The sequence below is a fragment of the Prosthecobacter algae genome (genome assembly GCF_039542385.1).
Lineage (GTDB): Bacteria > Verrucomicrobiota > Verrucomicrobiia > Verrucomicrobiales > Verrucomicrobiaceae > Prosthecobacter > Prosthecobacter algae.
This window is the reverse complement of sequence record NZ_BAABIA010000003.1, coordinates 713,773-731,501: the sequence shown is the minus strand read 5'-3', so window position 1 is coordinate 731,501 and position 17,729 is coordinate 713,773. Positions and strand designations below refer to the sequence as shown.

The window sequence follows — 17,729 nt, the reverse complement described above, 5'->3', positions numbered from 1 at the left end:
TCATGAAAAATTGAGTGGCCACGACTTGTTAGGCCCCTCGTTGAGCTGCCGGCTCGTTCTATGAGGACATCTTTTTCAACCCACTGGGACCATTGCCCGGGGGCCCCTTAATACAGCGCCGATTCCCCTTCGTGGAGGATGCGCACGCGGTCCTGAAGCTGACGGGCCTGGGTGGCCAGCAGCAGCCGTTCTGCCGGTTCATGGATGGGTTCTCCACCCAGGGGGAAAGTATCGTGGTGCATGGGCACCATGTGCTGGGCACCTAGCATGGCAAAGGCGTCCAAGGCTTCTTCGGGATTCATGTGAACCGGGCGACCGCTCGGAGCCTGGTAAGCACCGATGGGCATCAGGGCCAGATCAATCTGAGCGCGCTGACCGATTTCCGTAAATCCATCGAAAAGGCTGCTGTCACCACAGTGGAAAAGGCTGCGCTGGGGAGAGCTGATGAGGTAACCCCCAAAACCGCGATGGGTATCATGAATCATGCGGGCCCCCCAATGACGGGCCGGGGTAAGGGTGATGCGCAGATCACGGAATTTCGCCCGCTGCCAGGTGTCTAGTTCCACGATTTGGCCAAATCCGGCCCGTTTGACAATGCCGCCCACGCCTTTGGGCACGATAATGGGCTGTCCACGGGCCACCCGGCGCAGGCTGGGCAGGTGCAGATGGTCATAGTGGGCATGTGTCACCAGCACCAGATCAATGGGCGGCAGATCGCTGGCCCAGACGCTGGGGTGACGCAGACGCTTGATGGGGCCATGCCACAGTGCCCAGTTCGGATCGATGAGAATGTTGACGCCAGAAATCTGAGCAAAAAAGCCAGCGTGCCCTAGCCAAGTGACCCCAATTTCTGTGGAAGTGACCAGCGGCACGCCATCAATGACGCGGCCCGGCTTGCGTGGCGAGAGAAGGGAAGGGATCAGAACTTCGCCAAAATACTGCAGGTTGCGCTTTCGCCAGCCTTCTGTCGGCATGAGTCCGATGCGGTGCTCATCCCGTGCGGCCTGGGCCAAAGGGGGACGCCGCTGGCCTGAGCTGCCCAAAAAGGCGGGCCCACCGTTGTCCGGGGCAGGATCGTGAATCATGAAAGGACGGTCTGAGTGAAGGTATGGGACGCAAAGGAGTCTGACAACCTTGAATATGAAAGCGTTGGCTCTTCGCAGCAAAACTTCCTTACGCACAAAGAATGCCACGCCTGCTGCCCTGGCCGCTTTTGTCAGCCCATCTTTTTGGGCAGCGAGGGATTCAGGGGGCGGTAAGAAGCCGCAGTCCGCATCTTGCCATCGGCCCGCAGCCACGCATCGTAGGGCTTCGTTATGGAAACTCTCCGCCGTCTCGTTTTTGCCATCACCGTTTTTCTCATCGCCACCTTGGTTTTTTCCATCTGGCGTCGGGGACAGGAGGGGTATGGGCTGCTGAATTTCCTTCGCGGCGAAAAGCCCCAAGCCGCCCAGTCTTTCACAGCCCCAGCAGCACCTAAGCTGGATCTCAATGACGTGAAAATTCTCAGCGCCATGAACGATGAGTTTTCCAAGCTCTCAGCAGCCGTGCTGCCCAGCGTCGTGAGTGTGACCACCAAAACGGTGCGCCGGGGGCAGACCGCCTGGCATCCGTTTTTTGGCGTCGTCAGTGGCCGTGCCCAGATCATCCCTGGACTAGGCTCCGGGGCCATCATCTCAAAGGAAGGGCACGTCGTTACCAACTACCACGTCATTGCCGATGTCAGCGAGGTCATTGTCACCACCAATGACAACCAGCAGTATCCAGCCCGCGTTTTGGGGGCGCATCGCGAACGTGACATCGCCCTCCTCAAGATCGAAGGCGGAAAAAAGGATTTCCCCGCCCTGTCTTTCGCCAATTCGGACGACGCCCGGGTGGGCCAGTTGGTATTTGCTGTAGGCAATCCTTTCGGCCTTAGCGGCACCGTGACTCAGGGCATCATCAGTGCACGGGACCGCCATCTCAGTGACAGTCAGCTAGACTACCTACAAACCGACACGGTCATCAATCCTGGCAACTCCGGTGGCCCTCTGGTCAACATTCGGGGTGAAATCATCGGCATCAATGTCGCTATTTACCGGGGAGATGAAAATGTGCGTGCCTGGCAGGGCGTAGGGCTGGCCGTGCCGGCCAACGATGCCAAGATGGTAGTGGACTCCATTCGCAATCAGGCCAAAGGCGGTGACCCAGCCTCCGTTGCCGGCATGGGCTACCTGGGCCTGGAACTGAACGCCGAACCCGTCCGTGTGGAAGCGGCTTTGGGCGGCTCCGTCACTATGGGCGCTTATATCACGGACCTCGATCCCCAGTCGCCCGCTGCTCGTGCAGGCCTGGTCGTAGGAGATGTCATCACGGCCATCAATGGCCGCACCTTTCGCACTCCCGGAGACCTGTTGAAGATCATCCGCTCAATGTCACCAGACTCCCAGATCACACTAGAGGTCATCCGGGGCGGAGAACCCATTTCTGTGGCTGCCCGGGTGGGGCAGAGACCCGATGTTAGATGAGTATTTATAGTATGGCGGTTAAGCCTGTTTGGGTGGAATTTAGTTGAAATAGTCATGGTGCAACCAAAGTTGGTTCCCCGCTGGGTGCCTGCTGACTTTTTTTGGCAACGTTAAAAACGTTTAAGGGTATCTCAGGTGTAAAGCTCTAAATGCCTGCCCCTTCCTTATGAAAAGTCTCATTCCTTCATCTTTAGCTCCTAGATTGTCTGCGGCGGCGCGAGCGTGCTTGCTTGGTATCCTGGTTTTATTCGCAGGGCTAATGCAGGGGGCACCTACACTGACGCCGGGAGATCTGGTGGTGGTGCGTTTTAATTCCGGTGTCAGTGGTGCGGCGAATGATTCGGTTTCGCTGCTTTCTTTGGCAGCCATTCCCGCTGGCAGTGTCGTCATGATCACCGATCATGGTTGGAGAACCTCCTTCTTCACAACGAACACCGTTGGCGCAGCTGGGCGTGGGGATGGTACTTTGATCTGGACCGCCCCAGCGGGCGGAGTCGCCGCAGGGGTCTATCTCCACTTTGTGGGAGACGGCACCTCCGTCACGGCCTCTTCAGGCAGTGCCGGAACGGTGACGGGGGACTTTGGTACGACAGGTCTTCAATCAACCAGTGAATCCATCATCATTTACCAGACGGCCAATAATGCGGTAGGCGGAACCCCGACATTCATCTATGGGTTCAACCAGTTTCCTGAAGCCAACCGCGATGCTGGCAATGGCTGGACGCTGGCCTCCAGCATCACTGTGGACAATGAGTTTTTTAAGTCCACCCTTCCTGGTTCGGGCGGCTCACCTGGCATTACGGCCCTGACAGCAGTCACAGCGGATGCGGGACTTGGCACGGCCTATGGCAGGCTGGCAAACCAGTTTAACTACATCTATGTGGGACCCACCACCGCTGCTTCAAAGAACACCTGGCTCCAGCGGGTGCACACCACTGCCAATTGGCAGTCCAGTTCCACGGTTTTTGCGGTGACGGATGGTTCTCTCGATGAGCCCCCGAATGTTGGCGGTTCAGCAGTGGCCCCCACAGTGGCCACGCCGACGAGCACGGCAGTGACGGGAAACAGCGCCAGTCTCGGGGGCAGCATCACCGCCACCGGTGGGGCGGATGCCACGGCGCGCGGGGTGGTCTATGCACTGACTTCTCAGAATGCGAACCCAGAGATCGGCGGGGCGAATGTGACGGTGCTCACAGAGAGCGGGACCTTCAGCACGGGGGCCTTCACGCGGAATGCCACCAGCCTCGCAGCCAGCAGTGGCTACAGCTACAAAGCCTATGCCACGAACAGCGCTGGCACGAGCTACAGCAGCGTGGGTACCTTCACCACCACGGCCGCTTCGGCCACGATCATCTTCAACGCCACCACGGGGATCTCCGGCACGGTGGTGACGGATGGCCAGGGGGGATCCAACGATGTGCCGAACATCGCGCTCCAGTTTTCTGCCAAAGCGGCAGATGGCACCACGGACCTGCCGATGACCTACCAACCCAATATTTATGCGGGAGCAAATGGCGTTGCGGGGGGCTATAACAGCAGCAGCATCCAGTCGGTCTTCAAAATCAAAAGTTCGTCCACGGCCACGAACTTCACCATGAGTTCGATCTTCATCGTGGACTACGGTGGCGTGGATGGAGATCTGCTGAGGATTGAGGCTTTTGACGATGGGGTGAGCGCAGGCTTCATCACCTACCAGGTCTCCGGGGCCCCGTGGTATGACACGGTGGATCTGGCCACCCTGGGGGGAACGAAGTTTGTGGACATCGATGAAGTGCGCATCACGGGCAGCGGCGGTGTGAACATGTACATCGCGGTGAACAATGTCACGATCTCAGGCATCACCACTTCAGCCTCCACCGCCACGGTTTCCTCTCTGACTCGTGCGAATCCGACGCCGAGCAATCTGAACACGGTGAACTGGACGCTCACCTTCGGCAGCGCCGTCACGGGCGTCACCGCCAGCAACTTCACCCTCGGCGGCACCAGCACCGGAGCTAGCGTGGGCACTCCCACCACGGCCAATGCGGGCCTGAGCTGGACGGTCCCCGTCACCACAGGCACAGACGGCACCCTGCTCCTGCGTCTGGACAATGACACGAGCCTCTCGTCCGATATCACCACCACTCTGCCTTTCGTGGGGGAAACTTACACGATTGATAAGACCGCGCCTGATACCAGCATCACGGCAAATCCCGCCCTGCTGACGACCAGCACGGGTGCCAGCTTCAGCTTCACGGGGAGCGATGCAGGCAGTGGTGTGGCCAGCTATCAGGTCAAACTGGACCTGGGCAGCTTCGCCACGGGCACCAGCCCTACTTCCTACACCAGCTTGGTGGATGGCAGCCACACCTTCCAAGTGCGGGCGGTGGATGCGGCGGGCAATGTGGATGCCAGCCCCGCTAGCTACACCTGGACGGTGGATACCACCCCGCCACAGGTGCTTTCCGTCACGCGTCTCAGCCCCAGTGCGCAGGCTGTCTCCTCCGCCACCGTCACCTTCCGCGTTACATACTCTGAGGCAGTCACGCTGAATGCACCCGCCACCTCGCGTTACGCCGTCGTCCCTGTGAGCGGCAGCAGCATCACGGGCACGGTCACTGGTGTGAGTGGCACGGGAAACATACGGGATGTCACCGTCAGCATCACCGGCGGCACGGGTGAGTTCCGCCTGCGTGTGGTGGACTGAGTGTCTTTGTGAGTTCTGTAAAAATTTATTATCCGATGAAAGCTTTCATTCCTTTTCTCACATTTGCCGTTTTGTGGTTTGCTGGCCAGGTTCACACCACTGCGGCGACTTGGACGACACAGACTTCCAATTCTCCTGTTTCATCCAACTTGCGCAACCTTTGGGGCGTGGATGCAAACAATGTTTGGGCTGTAGGAGGGACGACCTCGGTTCCTGCCCTTTTGAAATGGAACGGTTCGGTGTGGGCTGCTCAGTCTTCACCTGTGCAAAAAGCACTCTACAGTGTTTGGGGTACCAGTGCGACTAACATCTGGGTTGGCACGCGTGAAGCCAGTATGATGCACTATGATGGCAGCACCTGGACGACTCATATCAGCGGACTTGAAGCTGGCGGCACTAACGGCCCCTACTTCATTTACAACATTTGGGGAACTGCGCCTAATAACATTTGGGCCGTGGCGGACAACGGTGAGTTTGGTCCGATCATCAAATGGAACGGCACTAGCTGGAGCACACAGTACACCCACACGACAGGCCTGCGCGCCATTTGGGGGTCCTCGCCTACCGATATTTGGGCGGTCGGCAACAGCACCGGAATCGTGCATTATGATGGCACCAGTTGGTCAACCGTCAATTATACGCTGACGCCGGCCTTGCTTCCAAACACCACCTTGTTTTCTATTTGGGGAACTGATGCAAACAATGTCTGGATCGGCGGTGCTTCTTCTGGAGGGGTGGTCACGATTTTGAAATGGGACGGTTCTACCATATCTCGGTTCAATACAACAGGGATGCCTGCAGCCACATCAGTTGGGAGTATCCGTGGCATCACGGGGACTTCTGCCAATAACATCTATGTCGCCGGGGACATCAGTGGCTTTGCTTCGAGATGGGACGGAACCACCTGGACTACTCAATCTACCGGCACTGTCAGCAGTTTGAATGCGATCTGGTGCACGACCAACGGGGCCGATATTTGGTCTTCAGGGGCTGCGTCCACAATCATCAAGGGCACGGCCACTCCTGAGGGGTCCCCCCCCACCGTCACCACCCCGACGAGCACCGCCGTCACGCACAACACGGCCACCTTGGGCGGCACGATTTCCGCCACCGGCGGGGCCGATGCCACCGCACGCGGCGTGGTCTATGCACTGACTTCGCAGAATGCGAACCCGGAGATCGGCGGGGCGAATGTGACGGTGCTCACGGAGAGCGGGACCTTCAGCACCGGGGCCTTCACGCGGAATGCCACCAGCCTCACGGCCAGCAGTGCCTACAGCTACAAAGCCTATGCCACGAACAGTTCCGGCACGAGCTACAGCAGTGTGAATACCTTCAATACTCTCGCCGCTCCTGCCCCTGAGATCGCCGTTTCCTACGCGGGCAATAATGTGGCCGATGGGGCGACGGTGCCGGCTTTGGCCAATGGCACCGACTTTGGCAGCACCCCGGTCGCTGGCGGTCAGGTGGAGCACACCTTCACCATCACCAACAGCGGCACCGCCGTCCTCACCATTGCCAGCCTCGCGGTGACGGGGGACTTCAGCATCACGGCCACACCGTCAAACAATGTGGGCATCAGCGGTGGCACCACCACCTTCACCATCCGGTTTGATCCCACCACCACAGGCGTCCGTGCGGGTGAGGTGAGCTTCACCACCAATGACGCCAGCGAGACCTCCTACAACTTCACCGTCCAGGGCACCGGCACCGGGCCGCAGACCTTTGACCTGGTGAGCTTCCCCATCGCGAACACGCCTTACGACAGCGGCGAAACTTACATTTACTCCTCAGGCCCCACCCTGCCTGAGCCGGTACCCACTACGCTGGGCGATGTGGTCTCCGCAGGTTCCGCCCCGGGTGGTGATGGAACCACCAGCATCGGCGACTTCGGCCTCCTGCGCCGGGGTGGCTTCCTCGCAGACAATGGCCACCTGGTGTTCCCTGGGACGCTTGAGATCGGCACGGGCAGCCCTGCGGTGACTTTGGCCAGTTCCTCCGGTTTGTGGAAGACCGCTGGGGGAAATCTTTTCCTCCTCGCCCGCAGCGGCACCACCGTGCCGGATGTGGCCACGGCCCAGTTTTCCACCCTACCAGAGGTCCCTGGCATCAGCGCGGGCGGCGATGTTAGTTTCCTGGGCACCCTGAACATCGGCATCGGCGGCGTCACGGCTGACAATGACACCGGCCTGTGGAGCGAATTGGGCGGCACTGGCCTCAATCTCCTGCTGCGGGAAGATGACAACGTACCCGGTCTCGCCGGCGTGAAAGTGGCCAAATTTGCCTCCGGCATCTACGCCACCGCCACCACCGGGGCCAGCACCGGCCAGGCGGCCTTCTCCGTCACTTACAAAGGAGCCAGCACCAAGACCGCCCTCCTGCGCGCTAGCATCAACGGGGCCGCCACCACCATCAGCGTCGTTGCCACCGAAGGTGAAGACGCCCCCGGCACCGCCGTGGACTTCGCCAACCTCGCTGGCAGCTACTCCGACCCAGGCCGCATGGACAGCGCAGGCAATTTTGTCTTCTCCGCCATCACCACCCCCGGCAACAAAGAAGGCATCTGGTATCAACCCGTGGCCGGAGCCACCAGCAAGGTCGTCTTCTCGGGCGAGACGGCCCCCGGCACCTCGGGAGCCACTTTCTTGAAAGTCTATCGTCCCTCCATCGGCAGCGGGGGCGTCATCGCCTTCCGCGCCTCCCTCAATGCAAATGGTGACAACAGCAGCAGCACCCGCAACGACGGCATCTGGCGTGTGGATGCGGACAATCCGGCCAGCCTCACCTGCATCCTGCGTCGTGGGGATGACAGCAGCGTCGTTTCCAACCTGCCCGTCGGCACCCGTGTGGGCAACCCCTGGGGCGGCTGGCTCACCACCACCAATCGTGGGGCCTGGAAAGCCTGGCTGGATGCCAATGGCGACTTCACCAGCGCTTCTCCGGCGGATCGCCACGCCATCTACGCCGATCTCTCCGGCACCATGCAGCTCGCCGTCACCGTGAACGATGCGGCCCCAGGCACCACCGGGGCCACCTTCAGCGGCTTTGACTTGCCCGTGGTCGGTGGGGACAATCAATACGCTTTCATCGGCAACCTCGCTGGCGGTGACACGGTGGCTGAAAACAACCAAGGCCTCTGGAAAAGCGCCCCCAACGGCGGTGCCCTAACCCTCGTCCTGAGAAAGGGCGATGTCATCCCCACGAGCGAAGGCAGCAAAACCGTCACCAAGATAGACCTTCCAGGTTCCCTTCAAACCGATCGTCGCTGGGAACAGCCAGTCATGGATAACACGGGTCGCATGGTGCTCTACATCACCTTCGGTGACGGCAGCACCAGCCAGATCATCGCACCGTAAGTCGCGTTTTTTGGAAGCTCGGTCTCCCTCGGATCGTCTTCGTTCGCTCCTCCATCCCGAGCTTCCAAAACCACGTTCCCTCTTCCCCTGGGAGAGGCCAAGGTGAGGGAGGGTCGCAGCAGGCAAAACCTCGTTCGCTCCCCCATCCCGAGCTTCCAAAGTCGAGTTCCCTCTCCCCTTGGGAGAGGCCAAGGTGAGGGAGGGTCACCGCAGCCAAAACCACGTTCACCAAGTCTAACCCTTCTGTGCCATACCCGCTTTTCTCATCCAAAAGGCGAGGATGAAAACCGCCGCCACTCCCCCGCCGACGGCCCAGTAGAGAGCCGTGCCCCTCTCTGCATCCTGCCCTGAAACGGGCAGAAGGATTTTCTTTCCGATGGCCTCCCCAACCTTTTCCGATGCAGGCGTTTTGCCGGTGGGTTTCACCGCCGAGTTCTGCGGTTCCTTGACCCTCGCAGCTTTCAATCGGGCCTCATGGTCCGCGAGGATCTTTTCCAAAGGTTGGTCCCAGATAGCCCCTCCTCTTTCCTCACCTTGAGGGTGATATGGCCGACCGTTGCGGAGAATGAGCGTAGCATTACTATCCGGGAACATCGGAGTCAGCGGAATATCCGTCACGACAAACTCCTGTAGTTTTCCTTGCCGATCATAGGTCTTTATTTTTCGAGTGGATATCCACTCCTGGTATTTAAATATTACCATGATGCTTCCCATGGGAGACTTAATGGCTTCTTTCCAACGCCCCTCGTTGCGGGTGAATAAATGGTAGGTCAAGCCTCCTTCAGGACTGCCTGTGTAACCTGAAAACTGATCCCCCTCACGGTAAAAGGCGTCGGGCGAGGCTCCATAAACAGAGCTGAAATCATGAACCGTCTCAGGTTGACCTCCCTTGGGATGCCACATCAAAACATTGACCGCAGGTTTTTCGTTATACAGTTGATGGAGTTCCCCTCCTTCATCCCGATAAATGACACGGTCTTGCTCCATGGCCGAAACTGGGCCCACCGTCATCGCGATGACGGTCATCCAAAGTCTGCCAAGACGGGTCACATTGCTCATGATGGAAGTTTGTGAACCTCTGCAGGTTTTGATGAAGCTCGCTGACTGAAAGGCTGGAAGTGCTCGCGGTCTAGTGGGGGGCGGGATAAACCCATGGTCCACGGTATTCCCGGCTGAGGAGTTTGCTCGCTTCCGGATCGCCGATGATGACTTCCTTTTCGGCATCCCAGGCGATGCTGCGGCCGGCCTTCCAGCTCAGCATGGCGAGCATGGGCAGGCAACTGGAACGATGGGCGCTTTCGATGTCGGCCACGGGTTTGCTGCCCGTCTCGATGGCCTTGATGAAATCTTCCCAGAGCAGGGCGATGTTGTGGCCGTCCGGTTCCTGGAGCTGATGGTCGCCATGGGTGGGGGCTTCCTTGGCGTTCACGGGGTAGAAGGTCCAGCCATCGCGCCAGCCAATGTGGAGCACGCCTTTTTCACCATAGAAGTAGGCACCAATCTTGTGCTTCTCGTTGTTGTTCTCCGCAAACTTCCGATGCTCCCAGACGGCGGTGAAGTGCTCGAACTCAAAGGTGGCCACCTGATGATCCGGGGCATCGGTGGTCTGTTCCTTTTCATTCAGGATGGCCTCGCCAAAGATGGGACGGCCGCCCGTGCAGAAGACTTTTTTCGGACCTTTCTCACCGCTCCACCACAGGATCTGGTCCAGCCAGTGGACGCCCCAGTCGCCCATGGTGCCATTGGCATAGTCGAGGAAGCTGCGCCATCCGCCGGGATGCATTTTGGTGTTGAAAGGGCGCATGGGGGCCGGGCCACACCACAGGTCCCAGTCCAGGCCTTCGGGGATCTTGCTGTTGGGCTTGGGGGCTTCCGGGCCGCCTTTGCTGTCGGCAAACAGGCGCACCATGCCCACCTTGCCGACTTTGCCTGATTTCAGGAAGTTCATGGCCTCGACATGATGCGGGCCGATGCGGCGATGCAGCCCCACCTGGACGACGACGCCTGCCTCCTTGGCTGCCTGCACCATGGCGCGGCTTTCATGGATGGTGTGGCCGGTGGGCTTTTCCACAAAGACGTGGGCTCCCGCCTTGCAGCAGGCGATGGATTGTAGCGCATGCCAGTGATCCGGCGTGGCGATGATGACGATGTCCGGCTTGGCCTCAGCCAGCATCTCGCGGCAATCCTTGTAACCTTTGGCCACATCGCCCGTCTCGGACTTCACATCTTCGAGGCTGTTGGCCAGGACGTTTGCATCCACATCACAGAGGGCCACCACTTGGGTGCGGCCCTGGGCGATTGCTTCGCGCAGAATGTTCATTCCCCACCAACCGCTGCCGATGAGGGCGGTGCGGAACTTTTTCTCTTCCTTGCCGAAGACCGGCAAGGCTGAAAAGGCGAGGGAGGCTGTAGTGGCCGAGGTGAGGAAGGAACGACGGGAAGTCATGCGTGTGAAAGCATGAACGGAAACCGGGGTGGGAGTCAATCAACGACGATGAAAAAGGGACTTGGCACAGAGCTAGGCCAACGGTGCAGACCTCAATGCAAGACGGTCTTGGCGGCCCAGAGAGCCTTGTACAAAAAGGCACCACCGATGCCACCGAGGATGGGCCCGAGGACGGGAATCCACGCATAGGCCCAGTCGCTGCCGCCTTTGCCAGAGATGGGCAGAAGAGCGTGGGCAAGGCGGGGGCCCAGATCGCGGGCGGGATTGATGGCATAGCCGGTGGGGCCGCCCAGGGAGAGACCGATGGACCAGACTAGGATGCCGACGAGGGCAGGGGAGAAGGCTTTGTCAAAGCCGGTGCCGGGGACGAGGTTTTCAGGTGTGAGGATGGCCAGCAGACCGATGACAAGCATAGCCGTGCCAATGGCTTCGCAGATGAGATTGGACACGGGGTGGCGGATGGCGGGCGCGGTGCAGAAGGTGCCCAGTTTGGCTCCTGGATCGGAGGTTTCCTTCCAATGCGGCAGGTAGCTGAGCCACACCAGCACGGCCCCGAGAAAGGCCCCCAACATCTGCGCGGCGAGGTAGCCGGGCACCAGGGCCCAGTCGAATTTGCCAATGCTGGCCATGGCCAGGGTGACGGCGGGATTCAGGTGGGCACCGCTGATGGCACTGGTGCAATACACGGCGATGGTGACGGCAAAGGCCCAGCCTGCGGTGATGACGATCCAGCCGGAGTTGTTCCCCTTGGTCTTGCCCAGGACGACATTGGCGACGACACCGTCCCCGAGGAGGACGAGGATGAGGGTGCCGAGGACTTCGGCCAGGAAGGTGGACATGGCGGTGGGTTGGGTGAGGACAGGAAAATGATTTCCCCCACCTTTCTATCGGGATGCGATGAAAAGGACAAGTGCAGAACGCAGGCCAGTGGATGCGCGTGCCGAGAACTCAGTCCGCATAGCGGCCTTTTTTCGGGCCGGTCATCCAGTTCCAGGCGCTTTGGATGTGCTCACGCGGGTCTTTGTGGGTGGCTTCCCAGCCCAGGAGGGTTTTGGCCTTGGTCGGCTGGCAGATGAGTTCGGGCGGGTCGCCCGGGCGGCGGGGGCCGTAGCTCACAGGGATGGTTTTACCGGTCACGGCCTGGGCCGTCTGGATGATTTCGTTGACGCTGAAGCCGCGCCCGGTGCCCAGGTTGACGGCTTCCGTATTACCTCCCTGCCGGAGATAATCCAGCGCCAGCGCGTGGGCAGTGGCCAGGTCATTGACATGGATGTAATCGCGGATGCAGGTGCCATCCGGGGTGGGGTAGTCAGTGCCAAAAACGGTGATGTTTTCGATCTCTCCGGTGGCCGCCATGAGGATGCGCGGGATGAGATGGGTTTCCGGATCATGGTCTTCGCCGATTTCCCCCGCCGGATCACAGCCGCTGGCGTTGAAGTAACGCAGGAAGACGGACTTCAGTCCCCAGGCGTGGTCGCAGTCGCGCAGCACGCGCTCCAGCATCCATTTGCTAGCCCCATAGGGGTTCACCGGGTCCTGGGGGTGGTTTTCATCCATGGGCACCCGCACGGGATTACCATACGTGGCACAGGTGGAGGAAAAAATGAACCGGCGGCAGCCGTGGCGTTGCATGGCCTCCAGCAGGACGAGCGGGGCGGCGAGGTTGTTCCGGTAATACTTCAGCGGATCCGCCACCGACTCCCCCACCTGGGCAAAGGCGGCAAAGTGTAGAACGGCCTCCGGCTGGTGGTCGCTGAAAAGTTCCTCGATGAGGGCGGTATCCCCCATGTCCCCATGCACAAAGGTCACCCGGTCCAGGGGCAGGGCTTCGCGATGGCCGAAGACCAAGTTATCCAGCACGACAATCTTTTCACCGAGGGTGAGCAGATGCCGGACTGTGTGAGAGCCGATGTAGCCTGCGCCGCCAGTGATGAGTAGGGTGCCTGTGGATGCCATGGCCTGCCCTTAGCCATCGGCACGGCAGACTGCAATACCAAATCCGGTGACTTTATCGCAGTTGACCGCTGCTTTCCCCCTCGCTAGCCTCGCCTCCTCTATGGAAACCGTCAGACTCGGCATCGTTGGACTCGGCAACATGGGCAAGGCCCATCTCGCAAACATTCGCGCCGGCAAAGTGCCCGGAATGCGCGTCACCGCCATGTGCGAAAGCGTGGGCACCCTGCCTGCCCAGCTGGAGGGCGAGCAGCCTTTCACGGATGTGAGCAAGATGATCAAGTCGGGCCACATTGATGCCATCCTCATCTGCACGCCTCATTTCAGCCACACCACTATTGGTATCGAGGCCCTGCAAAACGGCCTCCACGTCCTCGTGGAGAAGCCCATTTCCGTTCATAAGGCCGACTGCGAGCGCCTCATCGCTGCCCACACGGACAAGAGCAAGATCTTCGCTGCCATGTTTAACATGCGCACCAACGCCTGCTTCAAGAAGGTGAAGGACCTCATCGACAGTGGTGAGCTGGGCCAGATCCGCCGCGTGCACTGGGAAGTCACCAACTGGTTCCGCACGAACTACTACTACGCCACAGGCGGCTGGCGCGGCACCTGGAAAGGCGAAGGCGGCGGCGTGCTGATGAACCAATGCCCTCACAATCTGGACCTCTTCCAGTGGATGTTCGGTGCCCCGAAGACCGTTCGCGGCTTTTGCCAGTTCGGCCGTTTCCATGAAATCGAGGTGGAGGACGATGTCACCGCCGTGATGCAGTATGAAAATGGCACCACCGCCACCTTTGTGACCTCCACAGGCGAGGCTCCTGGCGTGAACAAGCTGGAAATCTCCGCCGAAATGGGCCGCCTGACGGTGACCGATGGCGCTAAGATCCACTTCCAGCGCAATCGCCAGCCCATGAGCAAATTCTGCATGGAGGCCGAGGCGGCTTTTGCGATGCCAGAAAGCTGGCACATGGAAATCCCGGTGGCCGAAAGCGGTGGTCAGCATGTGGAGATCCTGCAGAACTTCACGAATGCCATCCTGAAAGGTGAAAAACTCCTCAGCCCCGCCGAAGAAGGCATCCACAGCGTGGAACTGGCCAATGCCATCCTTCTGAGCACTTGGCAGGACAAGGCCATTGAGCTGCCGATGAGCGCCGCCGACTACGAGCGCATCCTCATCGAAAAAGGAGAGGCCAGCACCTTCCAGAAGACCAAGGTGGTGGCGAAAGCCAGCGCAGACGACTTCGCAAAAAGCTTCCGTTAACCGGTAGGAGCTTAAACAAAAAGCGGTGCCTTTTGGCACCGCTTTTTTTATGGCTTCGACGGGCAAGAGCGCTTCAGCCTTTGACGATCCGTGCCGTGACAAAGCACAGCACCCGTTTTTCACCATCCGGCCCTTCATTGCCTGCGGGCGGCAGCAAGACGCCGAGGAGGGCGCTGCCACCATCAGTGACGGCGGTGGCCGTCTGTATTTTCATGGTGTAAAACTTCGGCATCACGATGAGTTCGCGTTCGACTCCATCGGTGGGCAGGCTCAGTTGAGGTTCATTGCCGAGATCAATGATAAATTCCGGGGCGATGTTCAGATCAATGGATTTGCCATCGGGGCCCAGCACGGGATCCACCTCGAAACGGGCACCGACGGGACGCATTTCAAAAGCGGTGGGAATCGGGACGTCCACCCCAGACAGTCCGGCGGGCACTGCGGGGGCATGTTTGGCCCGGCCAACCGGGACATTGTACTCTGTGGCGTAGATGCGCTCTTTGACGGATTCGGCCGTCGCACGCTGGCCACTTTTGGTCGTTAGATTCAGTGTGGCGGCGAGTTTGCTTTCACCGTCCTTGAGCAGGCGCTTCAGGGTGTCGTGCCACTCCAGGCTGGAGGTGGGAAGTTTTTCGCCATGCAGGATTTCGGTGGCGATGGCCGGCGTGGTTTCGACAAAATCCACCGTGATTTGCAGGGTGGTCATCACAGGCTCCTGGGCCGCCAAGGGAAGTGCGCAAAGTGCGAGAATGGGAAGCAGCGATTTCATAACGGTATCAGATCAATGTTGGAACAAAAACTCGCGGGTGTTCAGCAAGGCCCAGGCGAGGTCTGGCAACGCGGTGGCCGGAGATTCTCGGAGCCGAGCGAGAGAAGTTTCGCGCTCGTATTCAAGCGGAGTGCGGCCCAGGGTGTCGAGAAAAAGCTGCTCCACCTGAGCCTCGGGGGCTGCCGCCGAACGGGCACTGGCGATGAGGGCACTATCGGCTGCGCTTGCCTCTTCAACGATGGGGCTGGCGATCATCAGCCGTGCAACTCCGTGCGAGAGGGCGGGCAGGCTTTCATCCGCCCATTCACGCGAGCCTCGGCCAAGAATGCGCAGCGGGTGTGCGGGGGGCAGCACCTGGGGCAGTTGGGCAGCGGGCACCCGGCCATCCGTTTGCCCGGCCACGGGCAGGCAGGAGATAAACTTGTCCCACACCACTTCGGCAGGCAGCCTGCGAATGATGGGGGCTGGCAGAAAACCTTCCAGCAAAGTACCTTCCCGACCTGCCGGGGGGATCGCCTCGCGCTGGTAGGCCTGAGTGAGGGCGATGACGGACTGGAAACGCCCGATTTGATGATCGCAACGCTGGAACTCCTGCCGCAGCGCGGTGACGAAGCCGCCCTGATCTGCCCGCATCCATTTCTGCATGAGGATGGATGCGGAGGAGGGGCTCGCGCAGCTCAACTGCCGCTGGACCTCCTGGGGCGTGGCGGGCGTGCTGGAGCCTTCGTTGAGGCGGGCCGCCTCAGCCTTGGGCAGGGCCGGGGTGCCGAACATCCACGACCACACCCGCAGGGCGCTCATGCTGTCCATGCGTTCGCGATTGTCCTGGGTGAACCATTGGGCCAGGCGTCTGCGGATCTTTTTGGGATCTGCTGCTGGATGCAAAGCCGCAGGGCGTGGCAAAAGGAGAGATTCATCTTTTTCAAAGTAGGTTAGGGCGGGCGTGACCACATCTCCAGGCTTACCATCCCGATAAAGATAATGACGGGGGAAGACGGTGCTGAGCGGAACGGGGCCTAACTGAAGATAGGGGAACGTTTTTCGGGCGCTGGCTGCATCCATTTCATCAAGGTGAGGCAAGGCCGCAGGGCTCTTTGGCGCAGGCTCCGTCTTACGCCCCACCGGCTTGGCACCTGGAATCAAAGGTTTAAAAACAGGAGCTTTGGCAGGTGGGCTTTCGGCAAGGCGGGTGACGGCAAAGCAGGCGGCGAGTTCCAAGTAAACGCGCTGAGTGGTGTCGCCAAAAGGGTCGTCGTGGCAGCCTGCGCAGTGGACGGATTCCCCGAGAAAGGCACGCACCGATTCAGTGGACGTCACCTGCGCGCAGCCGGAGTCTCTGAGGATGAAGCCGGTGGCCGGATTCTGTGCCAGGCTGCCTTCTGCTGTGAGCAGGTCGGTCAAAATCTTGGGCAAGGGACGGTCTTCACGGAAGGATCGGCGCAGCCAGTCAATGTAAGGTTGCTGGGAAGTCCCCATAACTTCATCTTTCACTCTCAGGGCATCCGCCATGCGCAGAAAGCGCAAGTCTGCGGCAGCGGACTGGGCCTGGAAGCTGCTGATCACACGTTCTCTTTTGTCCGGCTTTGCATCGGTGAGGAAAGCTTTCAGTTCAGTGGAGGTCGGGAGCCTGCCCAGCAGGTCCACGGACAGCCGACGCAGGAAGGTCGCATCATCGGCCACTGGTGGAATCGTTGTCGGGGTAACAGGAGGGCGGGAGCTTTTTTGCTCCATTGCCAGTTCCATGGACTGCTGCGCTGCCAGCGCCCGCGTCAGGGCTGCGTCCAGACGGGCGGCAGCCGCTCGGGCTTCGGCATCAGGCGGTGCGGACCCGTCCATGAGGGTATTGCCTGCGAGGCTGGAGGTGAGAAAAAGACAGGCGGCAAAGGTTCTCATGCCTCTAGCAACGGCCCTGCGGCACATCGCTTAGAGATATTGCCGGGAATGGAGAGGCTCGACAAGGAGCGCTGCAAAAATGAATCGCCGTGCTAGGCTGGCGGCCCTGTGCTGCACGCTGTTAACCCAGACTTTACCGTTCTCGATGAAACCGATGACTACATCGTCGTGGACAAACCTGCGCCTTTGCAGGTGCACCCCAGCACGCCCAATGGCACCTGGACCCTGTGGCATGGGCTGAATGGCCTGCTCGCCTATGAGATGGCCAATGGCGGGCAGATTTCCATCATCAACCGGCTGGACCGGGAAACGAGCGGGACGGTGCTGGTGGCCAAGAACCAGGCTGCCGCGCGTCGGTTTGGTATCGCCATGCAGGAGCGTCAGTTTCACAAGACTTACTTGGCCATCGTGCATGGCTGGCCCGCCTGGCAGGCGCTGGACTGTGAAGGCCCCATTTTGCGCAAAGGTGACATTGCAGAATCCCCCATTTGGGTAAAACAGATGGTGCATCCCGATGGTGCTGCCTGCCAGACACGCTTCCGTCTTTTGCAGACGGTGGAGCATGAACAGGCAGGGCGTTTGACCTTGGTGGAGGCCTCGCCCGTGACGGGGCGCATGCACCAGATCCGTGTGCATTTGGCGCATCTCGGGCATCCCATTCTGGGGGATAAAATCTACGGCGCGGATGAACGCTGCTATCTGGATTTCATCGAGACCGGCTGGACCTCCGACCTGGAAAGGCGGCTGCATTTTTCCCGACAGGCTTTGCACTCCTGCCGCCTGGAAGTGGAGTCGCCAGATTTTCACCATGTTTGGGAGGCCCCCCTGCCTGCGGAAATGCAGCGGTGGCTGTCCTGA

11 protein-coding genes and 1 pseudogene are annotated in these 17,729 nt (G+C 59.9%); 5 read left to right on the top strand and 7 right to left on the bottom strand.

Annotated features, from left to right (window positions below):
- Window positions 1-107: 107 nt before the first annotated feature.
- Entirely contained in the window at window positions 108-1,085 is a 978-nt protein-coding gene (locus ABEB25_RS09670) for an MBL fold metallo-hydrolase (RefSeq protein ID WP_345736183.1), read from the bottom strand.
- Window positions 1,086-1,316: 231 nt separating this feature from the next.
- Here ABEB25_RS09670 and ABEB25_RS09665 point away from each other — a divergent pair, with 231 nt between their 5' ends.
- The 3 genes from ABEB25_RS09665 to ABEB25_RS09655 all read left to right on the top strand — a co-directional run bounded on the left by ABEB25_RS09665 (window position 1,317) and on the right by ABEB25_RS09655 (window position 8,549).
- Window positions 1,317-2,507 (top strand): S1C family serine protease, encoded by a 1,191-nt coding sequence (locus ABEB25_RS09665; protein WP_345736182.1) that lies wholly within the window; start codon window positions 1,317-1,319, stop codon window positions 2,505-2,507.
- Between the two features lie 259 nt (window positions 2,508-2,766).
- Window positions 2,767-5,193 (top strand): beta strand repeat-containing protein, encoded by a 2,427-nt coding sequence (locus ABEB25_RS09660; protein ID WP_345736181.1) that lies wholly within the window; start codon window positions 2,767-2,769, stop codon window positions 5,191-5,193.
- Window positions 5,194-5,528: 335 nt separating this feature from the next.
- Window positions 5,529-8,549, top strand: coding sequence for a beta strand repeat-containing protein (locus ABEB25_RS09655; RefSeq protein ID WP_345736180.1), 3,021 nt, complete (start codon window positions 5,529-5,531; stop codon window positions 8,547-8,549).
- Window positions 8,550-8,783: 234 nt separating this feature from the next.
- On the opposite strand, the gene ABEB25_RS09650 is transcribed toward ABEB25_RS09655, so the two are convergent.
- The 4 genes and pseudogenes from ABEB25_RS09650 to galE all read right to left on the bottom strand — a co-directional run bounded on the left by ABEB25_RS09650 (window position 8,784) and on the right by galE (window position 12,951).
- A complete protein-coding gene (locus ABEB25_RS09650; RefSeq protein WP_345736179.1) occupies window positions 8,784-9,608 on the bottom strand; it encodes a hypothetical protein in 825 nt (274 codons plus the stop codon).
- A 70-nt stretch (window positions 9,609-9,678) separates the two neighbouring features.
- Window positions 9,679-10,995: a Gfo/Idh/MocA family protein gene (locus tag ABEB25_RS09645; protein WP_345736178.1), complete on the bottom strand. Its 1,317-nt coding sequence runs from the start codon at window positions 10,993-10,995 to the stop codon at window positions 9,679-9,681.
- A 92-nt stretch (window positions 10,996-11,087) separates the two neighbouring features.
- Window positions 11,088-11,837: pseudogene (locus tag ABEB25_RS09640) on the bottom strand (MIP/aquaporin family protein); the annotation flags it as partial.
- 106 nt (window positions 11,838-11,943) lie between these two features.
- The gene (gene galE / locus ABEB25_RS09635; RefSeq protein ID WP_345736177.1) at window positions 11,944-12,951 is read right to left on the bottom strand and encodes a UDP-glucose 4-epimerase GalE; all 1,008 of its coding nucleotides are present in this window, start codon (window positions 12,949-12,951) and stop codon (window positions 11,944-11,946) included.
- A gap of 100 nt (window positions 12,952-13,051) precedes the next feature.
- On the opposite strand from galE, the gene ABEB25_RS09630 reads away from it, so the two are divergent.
- Window positions 13,052-14,209 carry a Gfo/Idh/MocA family protein gene (locus ABEB25_RS09630; RefSeq protein WP_345736176.1) on the top strand — a complete coding sequence of 386 codons (1,158 nt, stop codon included), beginning with the start codon at window positions 13,052-13,054 and terminating at the stop codon, window positions 14,207-14,209.
- A gap of 73 nt (window positions 14,210-14,282) precedes the next feature.
- Here ABEB25_RS09630 and ABEB25_RS09625 read toward each other — a convergent pair whose 3' ends face one another.
- The gene (locus ABEB25_RS09625; RefSeq protein ID WP_345736175.1) at window positions 14,283-14,978 is read right to left on the bottom strand and encodes a hypothetical protein; all 696 of its coding nucleotides are present in this window, start codon (window positions 14,976-14,978) and stop codon (window positions 14,283-14,285) included.
- Window positions 14,979-14,990: 12 nt separating this feature from the next.
- Window positions 14,991-16,871: a DUF1549 domain-containing protein gene (locus ABEB25_RS09620; protein WP_345736174.1), complete on the bottom strand. Its 1,881-nt coding sequence runs from the start codon at window positions 16,869-16,871 to the stop codon at window positions 14,991-14,993.
- A gap of 108 nt (window positions 16,872-16,979) precedes the next feature.
- Here ABEB25_RS09620 and ABEB25_RS09615 point away from each other — a divergent pair, with 108 nt between their 5' ends.
- Window positions 16,980-17,729, top strand: coding sequence for an RluA family pseudouridine synthase (locus ABEB25_RS09615; protein ID WP_345736173.1), 750 nt, complete (start codon window positions 16,980-16,982; stop codon window positions 17,727-17,729).

What these genes read in the sequence shown, in the direction of transcription:
- ABEB25_RS09625 (WP_345736175.1), bottom strand. Translation starts at nt 14,978, where the DNA reads ATGAAATCGCTGCTTCCCATTCTCGCACTTTGCGCACTTCCCTTGGCG.
- ABEB25_RS09620 (WP_345736174.1), bottom strand. Translation starts at nt 16,871, where the DNA reads ATGAGAACCTTTGCCGCCTGTCTTTTTCTCACCTCCAGCCTCGCAGGC.
- ABEB25_RS09655 (WP_345736180.1), top strand. Translation starts at nt 5,529, where the DNA reads ATGATGCACTATGATGGCAGCACCTGGACGACTCATATCAGCGGACTT.
- ABEB25_RS09665 (WP_345736182.1), top strand. Translation starts at nt 1,317, where the DNA reads ATGGAAACTCTCCGCCGTCTCGTTTTTGCCATCACCGTTTTTCTCATC.
- ABEB25_RS09670 (WP_345736183.1), bottom strand. Translation starts at nt 1,085, where the DNA reads ATGATTCACGATCCTGCCCCGGACAACGGTGGGCCCGCCTTTTTGGGC.
- ABEB25_RS09660 (WP_345736181.1), top strand. Translation starts at nt 2,767, where the DNA reads ATGCAGGGGGCACCTACACTGACGCCGGGAGATCTGGTGGTGGTGCGT.
- ABEB25_RS09630 (WP_345736176.1), top strand. Translation starts at nt 13,052, where the DNA reads ATGGAAACCGTCAGACTCGGCATCGTTGGACTCGGCAACATGGGCAAG.
- galE (WP_345736177.1), bottom strand. Translation starts at nt 12,951, where the DNA reads ATGGCATCCACAGGCACCCTACTCATCACTGGCGGCGCAGGCTACATC.
- ABEB25_RS09645 (WP_345736178.1), bottom strand. Translation starts at nt 10,995, where the DNA reads ATGACTTCCCGTCGTTCCTTCCTCACCTCGGCCACTACAGCCTCCCTC.
- ABEB25_RS09650 (WP_345736179.1), bottom strand. Translation starts at nt 9,608, where the DNA reads ATGAGCAATGTGACCCGTCTTGGCAGACTTTGGATGACCGTCATCGCG.